Here is a 14,092-nt window from a genome sequence, read left to right as displayed (position 1 = left end):
GGGCATTTGATGCTAAGATGTTGAAAATCAACAATTTTGCCTATCCGGATCGAAAAAACAGCGCCAAGACGTTGGAAATACAGGGAGTCAATCCCGGAACCGCCCTGAAAGTGGACAAATTTTCGGGTCGTCCTGGCTAGAACGATCCTGTTTTGTTCGGAGTTGCCTTTAGACGCGTTCGGCCTGCGCGAGGACGCGCAGGAAATTGCCTCCCCAGATCTTCGCAAGTTCGGTTTCACTGAACCCCTGACGAACAAGTGCCTCAGTCACCGCCGGGGATTGGCCTGCATCGGCCCATCCCTGGATGCGCCCGCCGCCATCGAAATCGGAGGATACGCCGACATGGTCTACACCAATCAGATTCGCAACATAGCGCACATGACGCGCAAGATCGGCAACATCCGCTTTGCCGGTGGCAGCGGGAACCAGAAACGAGGACATGGCCGTGATCTGGATCACGCCACCCGTATCGCGCAGACGCAGAAGCTGCTCATCATCCAGATTGCGTGGATGGTCGCAAAGGGTGCGGGCACAGGAATGGCTCGCCACGATCGGCAGAGCCGAAATTTCGGTCGCCTGCATCATGGTCGTCTTGGCCGCATGGGAGACATCCACCACAATCCCATATGCGTTCATCGAGGCAATGGCTTCACGTCCCAGGGGTGAAAGTCCGTGATGAAGGCTCTTGTCATTCCCTAAAGCCGGCAGGGGAATGGCTGCATCCGCCAGATCGTTATGTCCGTTATGGGTGAGCGTCATATAACGTACCCCCAGTGCCGCCAAAGCACTGATCCGGGAGATGTCACCACCCAGCGCATGCCCGTTCTCCACTGCGGGCACGATGGCGACGTTGCCTGAAGAAACAGCGTCCTTGACGGCTGCTGCCGTCCGGCAAGCCACGACGCCTGGGCCCGAAAGACCGTTGATCACGCCAAGCATGGCCTGAGCCCGCTCCCAGGCAGCCTGCCGCTCCGCCGGCGCAAGCACAGTCTGCGGAATATAGGCGGCCAGACAGACAGCCTTAAGACCGCCCTCGCGCAGCTTTGGCAGATCGACCTGGCGATCAGGTGACCCGGTGGCGAAATCGCCCCGGTCGGGCCACGGAATATCGATGTGAGAGTCGAGCGTCAGGAGAGATTTGTGAATCGCAGGTGTCATGCCTGTTTAAATGGTTTATTGCAGCCGCACAGCAAGAGGGTTTGCTGCACTTCCTGCCAAATTGAAGGACACTGCGCCATGCGGCTGATGACGTGGAATATCAATTCGTTGCGCCTGAGGCTGCCCCTGCTTCAGCGCCTTGGTGAGGAACAGGCGCCCGATATCATCTGCCTACAGGAGACAAAGGTCCCTGACGCCTTGTTTCCGGCAGGTCCCTTGCGTGAGCTCGGCTACGATCATCAGCATTTTCTGGGCATGAAGGGATATAACGGGGTCGCCATTCTCTCGCGCCATCCCATCAGGCCGATCGAAGCGACGCCCGACTGGTGCGGCAAGAGCGATACACGACATATTGGCGTCGTCATCGACACCACAACCGGCCCTGTCATGCTCCATGACTTCTATGTCCCCGCAGGCGGCGACATTCCCGACCCGGCGGTTAACGACAAATTTGCCCATAAACTGGATTTTCTCGATGAGGTGACGGCCTGGTTCCGGGAAAACCCGCCGATACGGTCCATCGTGGTTGGTGACCTGAATATTGCCCCGCTCGAACATGACGTGTGGAGCCACAAGCAGCTCTCGACCGTGGTGAGTCATACGCCACCCGAGATCGAACGCCTCAATGCCTGGGCGGCGACCGGGTTTGTCGATGCCATGAGGCTGGTCGTCCCGCCACAGGAAAAACTCTATACGTGGTGGTCCTATCGCAATCGCGACTGGAAGCTTTCAAACCGGGGGCGGCGCCTCGACCATGTATGGCTGACGCCAAATTTGCAGCCAGCTCTTACGAACCTCAACGTGTTGAGAGATGTAAGAGACTGGGACAGCCCGTCGGATCATGTGCCGGTGGTTTTCGATCTAGATCTGTCTGCCGCGTGACCCAAGGATAACCGATCGGGCCTCCCTCGTGACGGGGATGCCCCTCGTATAACACAGCCCATGATTCACCAGCGCGTTCAAACAAAAACCCCGGCCTTTGCAGGACCGGGGTTTTGGATCACGCGTCATGCAGACAGAGCTTTCAGCCCATCAGCGCATCACTGCCTTCCGGGTTCAGACGGTAACCACCGCCCTCAGTCAGCAGCAGCGACGCGTTTGCCGGATCGGGCTCGATCTTCTGACGCAGACGATAGATATGCGTCTCCAGCGTATGGGTCGTGACAGCCGCGTTATAGCCCCAGACCTCGTTGAGAAGCACCTGACGGGCAATCGGGCGATGCCCGGCGCGATACAGATATTTCAGGATCGCGGCTTCCTTCTCCGTCAGGCGAATGCGGCGGTTCTTGGCCGGCTCCTGAAGGATCTTGGAGGAAGGACGAAACAGATACGGCCCAATCGGGAAAACTGCATCCTCGCTGTTCTCGAACAGACGAAGCTGGGCACGCAGGCGAGCCAGCAGCTCAGCGATACGGAACGGCTTGGCCACATAGTCATTCGCGCCCGCATCGAGGCCGCGCACCACATCGGCCTCGTCATCCGAACCAGTCAGAATGATGATCGGCATACGGATACCCTGGCGGCGAAGCTCTGCGCAGAAATCGCGACCATCGCCATCGGGGAGTGTCACATCGAGCAGAATTGCGTCGACACGCACATCAGGCACGCCGAGCTTTTCCTTGGCATCGGCAACGGATACCGCCTGGATCGGTTCGAACTCGCCTTCGAGCTTGAGCTGTTCGACCAGGAGTTGGCGAAGCGTATCGTCATCGTCAACAATAAGGACAGGACGCGGACCAGGCATGTATAACCTTCTCTCTCCAGCTGGGGACGACACCCCTGAGCCAAGACCTGACTTCTCAAGGAAGAAAGACCCTTGTTTTGCCCGTGAGCCTTACACGGATATCGTGATAACGCCAATCCGATCAGACACCTCCCCCGGCGTGATACCGAGCTTTAGACGGTAATTAATCATAAATTAATGTTCAGACGTGAGGTTTGTGACATGACTGTCATCCTGCGACACGCAAACGGGTCGCGCGCGACCCTTCTCCTCGACGGAGAGCCCCTCCCTGCCCTGATCGGCGCTGCCGGGACGAGGCGGGATAAAAGTGAGGGTGACATGGCAACGCCTGTAGGCTTCCTTCCATTCAGGCACGTCTTTTATCGGGCCGATCGCGTTGCAAGGCCTGCCACTGCGTTGCGCACCGAGGCGCTCTCGCCCGATGATGGCTGGTGCGATGATCCTTCTCATCCTGACTACAACCGTCAGATAACGCTGCCTCACCCGGCGCGGCATGAGAGGCTGTGGCGCGAGGATCATTGCTACGATCTCTGCGTCGTACTGGGATGGAATGACAGCCCGGCTGTTCCAGGCCGTGGCTCGGCGATTTTCCTGCACCTGCCCCCCACCAGCGGCGCGACGGAGGGCTGTATCGCCCTTGAGGAACGCCTGTTGCGCCGCGTTATTGCCTCTGGTCATGCCGGCATCGAGGTCCGATCGGATTAGGGCCCGTTTCGGCCCTGCTTATCACAGGGCCGAAACGTCATGCGGGTAGCGGCGTCCCTTCGACTGGCGCGGCAAGGGGCTCCGCCTCGGCAGGCGGTGCAGGGGGTGTCATGAAGACCAGCATGTCACCAATGGCGGGACTGACGGGGAACTCATCTTCCGCCGAGCGTATCGTGATGGACTGGCCGCGACGTATCGACAGGAAATCGAGACGGTTCGAGACGGCGCCGAAGCTAGCCGCGCTCGCCTCGTCGGCCATCGCCGTTGCGAACCGCCACCCCTTGTCAAACAGCATGTCGATCAGGGTGAAGTTCCATGAGGGATCACCCAGCAGCTTGCCTCGGGCGTCACGTGAGAGGCCGTGATAGAAATCGAGGCGCGCCACGCCGGGGCTGATCTGGAACACGCGCTGACGTCCCATATGGGGCGCCATATGAGCACAAACCAGCCCGTTATAAATGGCATCGGCCGTGGTCGAGATCAGATAATCCGCCGGGCGCTCCTCCAAAGCCTCTTCGCCATACTGTGAGAGCAGCTCTGCGCGCAGAACCGGCACTCCCTGACGCATGGCGGGGATAAGCGTATTGGAGCGATTATCGACCAGAAGGATCGGAATACCGTTCTTGCTCAGGCATTTCGCCAGATCGATCGACCAGGGCGAAGCCCCCACGATAGCCAGAGCCGGTTCATTGGAGAGCGTGAGCTTGAGATAACGGGCGATCGGCCGAAGCGAAAAACCATGAAAAATCATGGTCCCGCCGATAATGGCGAACACGGCGGGCATGATCAGATCAGCACTGTGATACCCGGCATCGGTCATACGATACCCCGCAGCACCAGCCACAGCGGCGGCCACAATACCGCGCGGCGCGATCCAGGCGACAAACAGCCTCTCCTGCCATTTGAGCCCCGTCCCGATGGTGGAAAGGAAAATGGCAAGCGGCCGCACGCCGAACATGACAGCTGCGGTCAGCAGGCAGATTGGCAGGGACAGATGCGCGAGCACCTCGCGATGCAGGTCCGCGGTCAGCATGATGAACAGCACGGCCACCACCAGAACCACCAGGGATTCCTTCATGCGTCGCAGCTCGGACAGGCCGGGAACATGCAGATTGGTGAGCGCCATACCAAAGACGGTCGCGCCCACAAGGCCTGCGCCCTCCATGCTCATATTGCAGATGCTGAAGATCAACAGCGCCAGCGTGAGCAGCAGAGGCGTCTTGAGCGGCTCTGGCATGAGGTCGCGCACAAACAGATAACGCACCAGATAGGCTGGCAGGATACCGACAGCGAGGGATTCCGCTGTCGAGGCCAGAAGATCGGGTAGAACCGTGGTGAGAAAGACATCCGTGCCAATCGGCACGCGTGTCGCCACCACCTGAAGCACGACAGCAGCCAAAATGGCGCCAATCGGGTCATTGATGATGGCTTCCCAGCGCAAAAAGGCGGCGACACGGGGTTGCAGCTTGTTATGCCGCAGCAGTGGCAGCACAACTGTCGGGCCGGTGACGGTAATGATGGCACCAAACAGCGCCGCCACTCCCCATTCCATATGCGCAATGTAATGCGCTGCCGTCCAGCCCAGAACCCAGGAAATAGGCAGGGCCAGCATGGTCAGGCGCGTCACCCCCTCGCCTGCCTCGCGCAGCTGGCGGAAGTCGAGGAGCAAGCCGCCTTCGAACACGATGATGGCAACCAGGAGGGACACCAGCGGACGGAAAATCCATCCGAGAGCCGCCGAAGGATGAAGTATCCCAAGCCCCGGCCCGAAAATGAGGCCAAGGGCAAAAAGGAGCACGATGGCGGGAAGACGAAACTTCCATGCCACCCACTGAGCCCCGATCCCGGCCCCCAGTGTCAGAAGCAGCCCGACAAACATTGCTAGCGCCATGATAACCCGTTCACCCCTGCCCGGTCGTATAATGAGACGATCTGGAAAACCCTAGCCGGCCCTGCGCTGAAGCACGGCAGCAAAGAAGCCGTCCGTCTCGTCGCGCAAGGGGGTCAGGGCAAAACCGGATTCACCGCGCAGCTTTTCGGGAAGCATGTCACCCCCCGCAGCGACACGCTCGAACTGGTCATTGCGCGCCAGAAACGCGGCAACCTGCGCTTCGTTTTCCTCGGCCAGCAGCGAGCAGGTTGCATAGACCAGACGCCCGCCGGGTTTGACCAGTGTCGAGGCGCGATCAAGAATATCGGCCTGCTTGGCCTGCAATTCGATGATATCCTGCTCCACGAGCCGGATCCGGGCATCAGGGTTGCGACGCCAGGTCCCTGTGCCCGAACAGGGGGCATCCACCAGCACACGATCAAAGGCGCCGGCACGGCGCTTGACCCATTTATCGCCGCTGGTCAGCAGATGACGTTCGACATTATGGACGCCCGCACGACGCAGACGCTTGACCGCGCCCTCAAGCCGGGGTGCCGATACGTCACAAGCTACGATCTGGCCCTTGTTCTCCATGCCCATGGCGATGGCGAGCGTTTTGCCACCCGCGCCTGCACAGAAATCGACAACGCGCTCGCCCGGCTTCGCGTTGAGCGTTCCGACGATGAGTTGGCTTCCCTCATCCTGTATTTCGATAATGCCTTCACGGAAGCTCTGCGTGGCGGTCACGTTCTGGCGCCCCGGCAGGCGAAGTCCCCAGGGAGAAAGCGGTGTGGGTGACGCCTGGATCTGCTCGTTTCTGAGCGCCCGGATGGCCTCGTCGCGATGTCCCTTGAGCAGGTTCACGCGCAGATCGAGCGGGGCCGCATTGTCGAGCGCAGCCATTTCCGCCTCCAGCGTCTCGCCGAAAGCGCGCTCGAGATAGGGCTGAAGCCAGTCAGGATATTCCAGACGCACTGGCTGGGGCATATCGGGGTGATTGAGCTCCCGCCCGCCGAGGGCAGCCAAGGCGGCATCCTCACGTGATGTCAGGTGTGACTGGGCAAAGCGCTCACCGTTGAACAGGTTGCGCACGGTGCCGATTTCCTCACCGCCGAGAATGAGCGACGCCGCGCAGAGCGTGCGGGGTGACGGGCCACCGGGGATGTCGCGCAGATGCCAGTGCAGGCGGCGCCACTGTCGCAGCACGTCCCATATGCGGGCTGAGATGACCCGGCGATCACCGCCACCAATGTAGCGGCGTTCGCGGAAATAGTTATTGGCCGTTGCATCGGCAGGACGGCGGGGGGCAGCCTCGATGGCGCAAAGCAGATCGATGGCAGCAGAAAGTCTGGCGGCGGGAGTCATGCTCCCGCGCTTACAAGCTTTTGTCAGTCCTGGCGATAGTTAGGTGCTTCACGCGTGATGGTCACATCATGGACGTGGCTTTCGCGCAGGCCAGCATTGGTGATGCGCCGGAACCGCGTACGCACCTGCAGATCGGCCACGGTAGCCGAGCCGGTATAGCCCATGCCCGCCTTCAGGCCACCCACGAGCTGATGCACCACGGCCGCCATGCTGCCCTTGTAAGGCACCTGACCCTCGATCCCTTCCGGCACAAGCTTGAGCGAGTCCTTGACCTCGGCCTGGAAATAGCGATCGGCCGACCCACGCGCCATGGCCCCCAGCGAGCCCATGCCACGATACGCCTTGTAGGAGCGTCCCTGATGCAGGAACACCTCGCCTGGGCTTTCCTCACAACCGGCCAGCAGCGAACCGATCATAACCACATCCGCCCCGGCACCAATGGCCTTGACGATATCGCCCGAGGTGCGGATGCCACCATCGGCAATAGCGAAGATACCGGCTTCGTGGCAGGCGGCTGACGTTTCCATGACGGCTGAGAACTGCGGCACACCTACACCAGCCACAACGCGCGTGGTGCAGATCGAGCCAGGACCGATACCGACCTTGACGCAATCGGCGCCGACATTGGCCAGAGCAAGGGCAGCCTCCGGGGTGGCGACATTGCCAGCAATGACCTGGATACCGGCATGGCGGGATTTCAGGGTGGCCACCGTGTCGAGCACGCCGCGCGAATGACCATGCGCGGTATCAACAATCACGATATCCACGCCAGCCGAGACCAGCGCTTCGGCACGGGCCAGCCCGTCGGCGCCGACACCAATTGCGGCGGCGCAACGCAGGCGGCCAAACTGATCCTTGATTGCGAGGGGATGAGCCTCGGCCTTGTCCATATCCTTGACCGTGATCAGACCGATGCAGCGGTTCTGGTCATCCACCACCAGCAGCTTTTCGATGCGATGGCGGTGCAGCAGATCCTGAGCCACCGCGGCGTCAGCCCCGTGACGGACGGTCACCAGATTCTCGCGCGTCATCATGTCACGCACGGGCGTGTTCAGATCACTCGTGAAACGCATGTCGCGATTGGTAAGAATACCGACGAGCTCACCACTGCCCGGCAGCACAACCGGCAGACCGCTGATGCCATGCTGGGCCATGATGGCATGCACATCGCGCAGGGTCTGTTCAGGCCCGACCGTGACAGGGTTTACAACCATGCCGGATTCGAAGCGCTTGACGCGGCGCACATGCTCCGCCTGCTCCTCGACGGACAGGTTCTTGTGGATCACGCCCATGCCGCCCTGCTGCGCCATGGCAATGGCCATCGCATCCTCGGTCACGGTATCCATGGCCGAGGACAGAAGCGGAATATTCAGTTCGATCGACCGCGTGAGGCGGGTGCGTGTGGAAGCCTGGGCAGGCAGCACGTCCGAAGCGGCAGGCTCAACCAGCACGTCATCGAAAGCGAGGGCTTCGCGGATGCGGTCATGAGACACGCTGCGCGAAGCAAAGTCACCAACCCGTTCGCCAGCCATTCCGGTCGGTGTTTCATTGGTCGTGGTCATGTGCCGCAGCCTCCCCGCATATCAATCAGGAAAGCCCGCGGCTTTCCCACCGTTGGCGCGTCCTCTTAGACCAAAGCGGTCCGTGTTGAAAACAGGAGAATGCGTGAGCCTTTGCAAATTTAACCTGTTTGCCATCGACGACACAGCATGCCGGCAGCTCGATCGACGGCGCACCAGCCCGGATTCAGCATGGTTGATCCATAGTCATGCGCCGGGCCAGGTTCAGGCGGCCGCGATGGCACCTACCGGCGAAGCCTCGCCACGAAGAAAGTCCCGGATCGTCTGTGCAGCTCGGAAAGAGGCGCCGCGTCGGGGCTGCGAGCCAAAAGTCTCCTGTATGACGCGTTCCTGACGCGCCTTGTAGAGCGCATGACGCGATTCCGCCTGTGCCAGTGCCTGATAGATGTCTTCCGGGCGCTCCACCACGTCCCCCAGTGTCCAGTGACGAAAATGGGGATTGTTCCGCCACGCCACCCCATGGGGGTTGAGAAAAACACAGGGTCGCGGGGTGATCAGGAACTCGTAAACCTGGGAGCTGACATCACCGATATAGAGTGACGCCCGCGCGGTGTGGGTCATATCGAGCATTGAGGAAGAAGCTGTATCGAGCCGCACCCTTCCTCCCACAACTTTCTCAAACTGCCGGCGCCGCCGCCCAAAATCCTTGTGAAAAATCTTCACATGGGGTGCAACAAGCAGGTCGTATCGGTCGAGACGATTGACGGCCTCAGCAAGCGGCGCGAGATAATCCCGATAGGACGAAAGTCCCTTTTTGTAATGGGGATTGTAGAGGGCCAGTGGTCTCGCGCTGCTTTCCGAGCCGCGAACGATCCGATCACCATTGACCGCATCGAATTTTGGGTAGCCGATGATGCGGGTCTGTGCTGCCGTCGCAAGCTTCTTGGCGAGAAACGCCTCAGCGATTTTAGGTCCGGAAACAAGAGAGAGATCAAACTGGCGGATAAGGTGCTCGTCATTGACCTCACGATCGCCCGCACCATGCTGGATCAGGATCAGAGCGGGTCGCTCAAGCCCCATTTCACGCAGTAAGCCTGCCGAGTATTCTGTCGCGACAACGGCATCGAAAGCTTCCAGCTGGGCGACATTGGCGCGCATGACGACTTCGCGTTCAGAATCGAGACGGCGTAGACGGCGTAGCAGCGAGGCTCGTGCGGGCACCCTGAGAGTGCCGCGAACAATATGACCACCGAGTTGGTTCGTCTCACGTATACAGTCGAGATGCTGCGCGGTCTCGGGGAAGCTGACGAATTCCGTCACCTCGACATTGGGAAGCTGGGACAGGGCAGAGGAAACAGCGGCTACGTGATAGCATTGATAGGGCTCAGCCACGTAAAGGAACGCTATTTTCATCCGGGGCCTCAACTCCTCTGGTTCTTACAATACCCGCCTTTCATACGTCAAAAATTTATAACAATGAGTAACAATGTAATTCTCGAATTGACCAGATTGTGGCAATCACGGCAAAATTACAATGCTATAGTCTACACAAGTGGAGTATATCTCAAAAACTTCAATTATTATTTTACTGAACATGTAGTATTTTTATTATTTATTATATGGTTTTTGTTTTTGTAGTTCCAAAAATCCGATGGTATTATATTTTTCCATATATATAAGTATCTTCCTCTTTGGAAATATAAAGCACCACTTTAATCAACGTTAGGACTCATCACTTCTGTTACAGTTACTCATATCTTGATTTGCAAATTTACGCCGCTCTGGCGCGTGACAGCGACTCACTGTTACAATTCTGTGACAAAACAGGTGCCCAGTCAGGCGGTAAACCGGCCTTCAGCCACGCCGCGATAATCAACTTCCGAACCCAGCGCGGCAAACTGCTCACGGTCCGTCCCGGTCAGAAAGACCTCGAAGTCCCGCTCACGCAGATAATCCAGCAAAGCCTCCCGCCGCCGTAAATCAAGATGATTGAGGGGCTCATCGAGCAGGATAAACGGGGCCCGGCCCGTCCGAGATGCTATCAAACCGGCATGGTTGAGAATGACATGAACCAGCATGGCCTTTTGCTGACCACTGCTGGACAGGGCTGCCGATCGACCACTGGCGGCATCCTGAAGGCCGAAATCGGTCTTGTGCGCGCCGACACTTGTCGTGCTGCGCTGTGCATCTTCGCTTCGGGCTGCATTCAGCTTTCCCCGCAGGCCTTCCTCAACCACGAGCGCCGGCCTGCGATGCAGTTCAGCCGCGATCTCGCAATCCAGCCCCACACGTGCGACTGGGAACCCCGTGTCATCTGTCAGCGCTGTCGCGTTCATCGCTTCCGCCAGCGCCATGCGAGATGCGGTCAGCGCCACCGCGTGGCGCGCGATACTGTCCTCGAGAGCATCCAGCCAGCTCTTCTGATCCGGACGAGTCGCGAGAAGCCGGTTGCGTTGGGTTACGGCACGCTCATGCGCTGCGCTCTCGCGCGCATGATTGGGATCGAGCGCCAGAACAAGGCGGTCGAAGAACCGTCGTCTCCCGGAAGCCGGGTCGCTGAACAGGCGGTCCATCTGTGGGGTCAACCACGTGACTGCGCAGTAGGGCGCAATCTGCCCCTGATTGCGGATCACCTCGTTATTTAGGCGGAAAACACGTCTGACCGGATTAGCCGGGTCGGTACCGGTGGCGAGGTCCATGCCCTCACCCGCCACATCATTCAGGCGGGCCACAACGCCCCATGGGCCACCATCCTGGCGCTGGATCTGAGCGTTGGAAGCTGCCCTCAATCCACGCCCTGGGGCAAGAAGCGAGAGCGCCTCAAGCAGATTGGTCTTACCCGCCCCGTTCTCACCCGTGAGCACAACGAGGCGGCTTTGCGGCGTCCAGACCAGACGCTCGTAATTGCGAAAATTCGTGAGAACGAGCCTGTTGATACGCAAGAAGGCGGCCCGCTCCCGAATCAGACGCGCATGGGCATCAGCACGTAAAGCGCTGTCGGCAGGTTGGTGTCGCGCACGAGGGTCGGTGCCGCACTGTCGGCGAAGGCAAACTCGGCCTCGACGTCGATCTGGTCTGTGATGTCGTTGAGATAACGCGCCTGAAAGCCGATCTCCAGCGTCGGGCCATCATAGGACACGCTTGTCTCGTCCAGCTCTTCCTTGGCCATGCCCTGGTCAGGGCTGATGGCGGAAAGGGTCAGCAGGTTGGTCTGCACGGCAAGCTTGACCGGGCGAGAGCGCTCCTGACTGATCGCCGCGACACGAGCCACAGCGTCTGCAAAGGCCTGCTTGTTCACCTTCAGGAAACGGTCATTGTTTTTGGGAATGACGCGCTCGTATTCCGGGAACGTTCCGTCAATCAGCTTCGAGGTCAGCATCACAGCGCCGACACGAAACTGGATGCGGGTATCGGACAGGCTGACCTGCACCGTGCCAGCGCCCTCATCGAGAAGCTTTCGGAGTTCGGCCACGGTCTTGCGCGGAATAATGACGCCCGGCATATCGGCTGCCCCGGCAGGCAGATCGGTCTCGACGCGGGCCAGACGATGGCCATCCGTTGCGACAGCACGCAGCTTGCTCGTCTCGCCATCCTTCGCGACATGGAAATAGATGCCGTTGAGATAATAGCGCGTTTCTTCGGTCGAGATAGCGAAGCGGGTACGATCAACCAGCCCACGCAGCACCGCAGCCGGAATGGAGAATTCGCAGGGCAGATCACCGGCAACCATTGAGGGAAAATCCTCAACGGGAAGCACATTCAGGCTGGTGGCATAACGTCCGGCGCGCAGCGCCAGCGGGGCGTCACCGCCACCGTGATCAAGTTCGACCACCGAGCCGTCCGGCAGCTTGCGCACGATCTCGTAAAGGACACTGGCCGGGGCGGTCACTGCACCGTCACGGGCGCCTTCGGCAGCCACTTCCTCGACGACCGCAATTTCCATGTCGGTAGCGGTCAGACGTAGGAGATTGCCCTCGATGGAGAGCATGACATTGGCCAGGATGGGGATCGTGTTGCGCTTTTCCGCAACGCTCTGGATATGGGCAAGGGCACGGATCAGCGTTGTGCGGTCAGCCTGGAATTTCATATGATCGTAGACCCTCGAACACCCGAAAAACAAAAAAACAGTCTAGCAGAGCCGCTTGCCGCGGCAAAGATCAGCCCTCAAGCATACGACGCAGCAATTCCACGTCTTCTGCAAAGGCAACATCACGCTCCATCAGTTCCTGCACGCGTGAGACAGCATGCATGACCGTGGTATGGTCACGGTTGCCGAATTTACGGCCGATTTCCGGCAGGGAGCGGCTGGTAAGCTGCTTGGCAAGAAACATGGCGACCTGACGCGGTCTTGCCACGGCGCGTGCGCGACGGGCCGACGACATATCGGTCAGGCGGATATTCCAGTGCTCCGACACCTTGCGCTGGATCTCCTCAATGGTCACACGACGGTCATGCGCCTTGAGAATGTCATGAAGCACGTCCTGCGTGCTTTCCAGCGTGACAGGGCGGCCAAAAAGATTGGCGTGGGCAATCAGGCGATTGAGGGCCCCCTCAAGCTCACGCACGTTCGAGGTGATCTTGTGGGCCAGGAATTCGAGCACCTTGGCAGGGACGGCAACTCCCGAGGCAAGCGCTTTTGCTTCCAGAATGGAGATACGCAACTCGAACGTTGTCGCGTGGATATCGGCCACCATACCGCAACCGAGACGGGTACGCAGGCGATCCTCCAGCCCCGACAGATCGGAGGGCGACTTATCGGCACTGACCACAATCTGACGTCCCGCATCGACCAGGGCATTGAACGTATGGAAGAACTCTTCCTGCGTATTGTCCTTGCCGATCAGGAACTGCAGATCATCGATCATGAGTACATCGACCGAGCGCAGCTGCTCCTTGAATTCCATCGTCGATTGCGAGCGAATGGCCGCAATGAAGCGGTACATGAATTTCTCGGCCGACATATAGGCGACTGAGACACGCCCACCGCTCGTCAGTTCCGAACCAATGGCGTGCATCAGGTGCGTCTTGCCCAGACCGACACCGCCATAGAGAAAAAGCGGGTTGAACCCGGGGCTGGATGGCTTTTCAGCCACACGGCGGGCACAGGCATAGGCAAACTCGTTGGGCTTGCCCACAACGAAGCTGTCGAACGTAAAGCGCGGATCGAGTGGCGCTGCCAGATCGTGTCGCGCGTCCTGCACAGCGGCAGCCGGAGCCGCCGGGGCCTCGATCTCGACCACTGGGGCCGCAGCCTCGACGGCTACCGGCGTTGCGAGCCCATCGCCAACGCGCTGGACCTGAAGCTCAACGTGGTGAACAGCGCGGTTCTCGTTACGCCATAGCTCCTGCAGGCGGTCGCCATACTGGCCACGCACCCAGTCACGCAGAAAGCGCGTTGGCAGAAAGAGGGTTATTTCATCCTCTTCCAGCGGGCCAAGCACAATCTGTTGCAGCCAGGTGCGGTACTCAACGTCACCCACCTCGACGCGCAGTCTTTCGCGTACCTTGACCCATTGGGAAGCAAGGACAGGATCGGTTCCACTGGTGCAGGAAACCGTTTCCGTCACTGCAGGAAGATCCGTATGAGACCCTTCGTCTGCCATCACTCCCCCGAGTTGTAACAAAAGACACGACAGGAGCCATCACGTGCAATGAGGCATGACCTTCCTGATCCCCGGCTAAAGGGCGGACAGAATAGGGCAAACAGCGCGCGACAGGCAAGCTTAACCG

Annotated in this window: 11 protein-coding genes; 2 read left to right on the top strand and 9 right to left on the bottom strand. The window is 59.5% G+C overall.

Features of this window, described 5'->3' with window-relative positions:
- Nucleotides 1–168: 168 nt before the first annotated feature.
- Nucleotides 169–1,158: a dipeptidase gene (locus tag F3J08_RS06390; RefSeq protein WP_166928847.1), complete on the bottom strand. Its 990-nt coding sequence runs from the start codon at nt 1,156–1,158 to the stop codon at nt 169–171.
- A gap of 78 nt (nt 1,159–1,236) precedes the next feature.
- Here F3J08_RS06390 and F3J08_RS06385 point away from each other — a divergent pair, with 78 nt between their 5' ends.
- Complete coding sequence (locus F3J08_RS06385) at nt 1,237–2,040, top strand: exodeoxyribonuclease III (RefSeq protein ID WP_166928846.1); 804 nt, start codon at nt 1,237–1,239, stop codon at nt 2,038–2,040.
- 142 nt (nt 2,041–2,182) lie between these two features.
- Here F3J08_RS06385 and F3J08_RS06380 read toward each other — a convergent pair whose 3' ends face one another.
- Nucleotides 2,183–2,902 (bottom strand): response regulator transcription factor, encoded by a 720-nt coding sequence (locus tag F3J08_RS06380; protein ID WP_062164435.1) that lies wholly within the window; start codon nt 2,900–2,902, stop codon nt 2,183–2,185.
- A 201-nt stretch (nt 2,903–3,103) separates the two neighbouring features.
- Between F3J08_RS06380 and F3J08_RS06375 the strand changes: the two genes are divergently transcribed.
- The gene (locus F3J08_RS06375) at nt 3,104–3,607 is read left to right on the top strand and encodes a L,D-transpeptidase (RefSeq protein WP_166928845.1); all 504 of its coding nucleotides are present in this window, start codon (nt 3,104–3,106) and stop codon (nt 3,605–3,607) included.
- 37 nt (nt 3,608–3,644) lie between these two features.
- Here F3J08_RS06375 and F3J08_RS06370 read toward each other — a convergent pair whose 3' ends face one another.
- The 7 genes from F3J08_RS06370 to dnaA form a co-directional block, all read right to left on the bottom strand.
- On the bottom strand, nt 3,645–5,498 hold the full coding sequence (locus F3J08_RS06370) for a sodium:proton antiporter (protein WP_166928844.1): 1,854 nt from the start codon (nt 5,496–5,498) through the stop codon (nt 3,645–3,647).
- Between the two features lie 51 nt (nt 5,499–5,549).
- Nucleotides 5,550–6,842, bottom strand: a complete 1,293-nt coding sequence (locus tag F3J08_RS06365; RefSeq protein WP_122049513.1) for an RsmB/NOP family class I SAM-dependent RNA methyltransferase — start codon at nt 6,840–6,842, stop codon at nt 5,550–5,552.
- A 23-nt stretch (nt 6,843–6,865) separates the two neighbouring features.
- Nucleotides 6,866–8,374: an IMP dehydrogenase gene (gene guaB, locus F3J08_RS06360; RefSeq protein WP_051395765.1), complete on the bottom strand. Its 1,509-nt coding sequence runs from the start codon at nt 8,372–8,374 to the stop codon at nt 6,866–6,868.
- A 252-nt stretch (nt 8,375–8,626) separates the two neighbouring features.
- Nucleotides 8,627–9,775 (bottom strand): hypothetical protein, encoded by a 1,149-nt coding sequence (locus F3J08_RS06355; protein WP_166928843.1) that lies wholly within the window; start codon nt 9,773–9,775, stop codon nt 8,627–8,629.
- A gap of 422 nt (nt 9,776–10,197) precedes the next feature.
- Nucleotides 10,198–11,304 carry a DNA replication/repair protein RecF gene (gene recF, locus F3J08_RS06350; protein WP_166928842.1) on the bottom strand — a complete coding sequence of 369 codons (1,107 nt, stop codon included), beginning with the start codon at nt 11,302–11,304 and terminating at the stop codon, nt 10,198–10,200.
- 20 nt (nt 11,305–11,324) lie between these two features.
- Nucleotides 11,325–12,449, bottom strand: a complete 1,125-nt coding sequence (gene dnaN, locus F3J08_RS06345; RefSeq protein ID WP_023977400.1) for a DNA polymerase III subunit beta — start codon at nt 12,447–12,449, stop codon at nt 11,325–11,327.
- A gap of 70 nt (nt 12,450–12,519) precedes the next feature.
- Nucleotides 12,520–13,965, bottom strand: a complete 1,446-nt coding sequence (gene dnaA / locus F3J08_RS06340; protein WP_166928841.1) for a chromosomal replication initiator protein DnaA — start codon at nt 13,963–13,965, stop codon at nt 12,520–12,522.
- Nucleotides 13,966–14,092: the final 127 nt, after the last annotated feature.

Origin of the sequence: Asaia sp. As-1742, from assembly GCF_011753235.1 — a bacterium.
Classification (GTDB): Bacteria; Pseudomonadota; Alphaproteobacteria; order Acetobacterales; family Acetobacteraceae; genus Asaia; species Asaia bogorensis_B.
The sequence above is the reverse complement of the archived record's forward strand: the minus strand, read 5'-3'. Positions and strand labels throughout refer to the sequence as shown.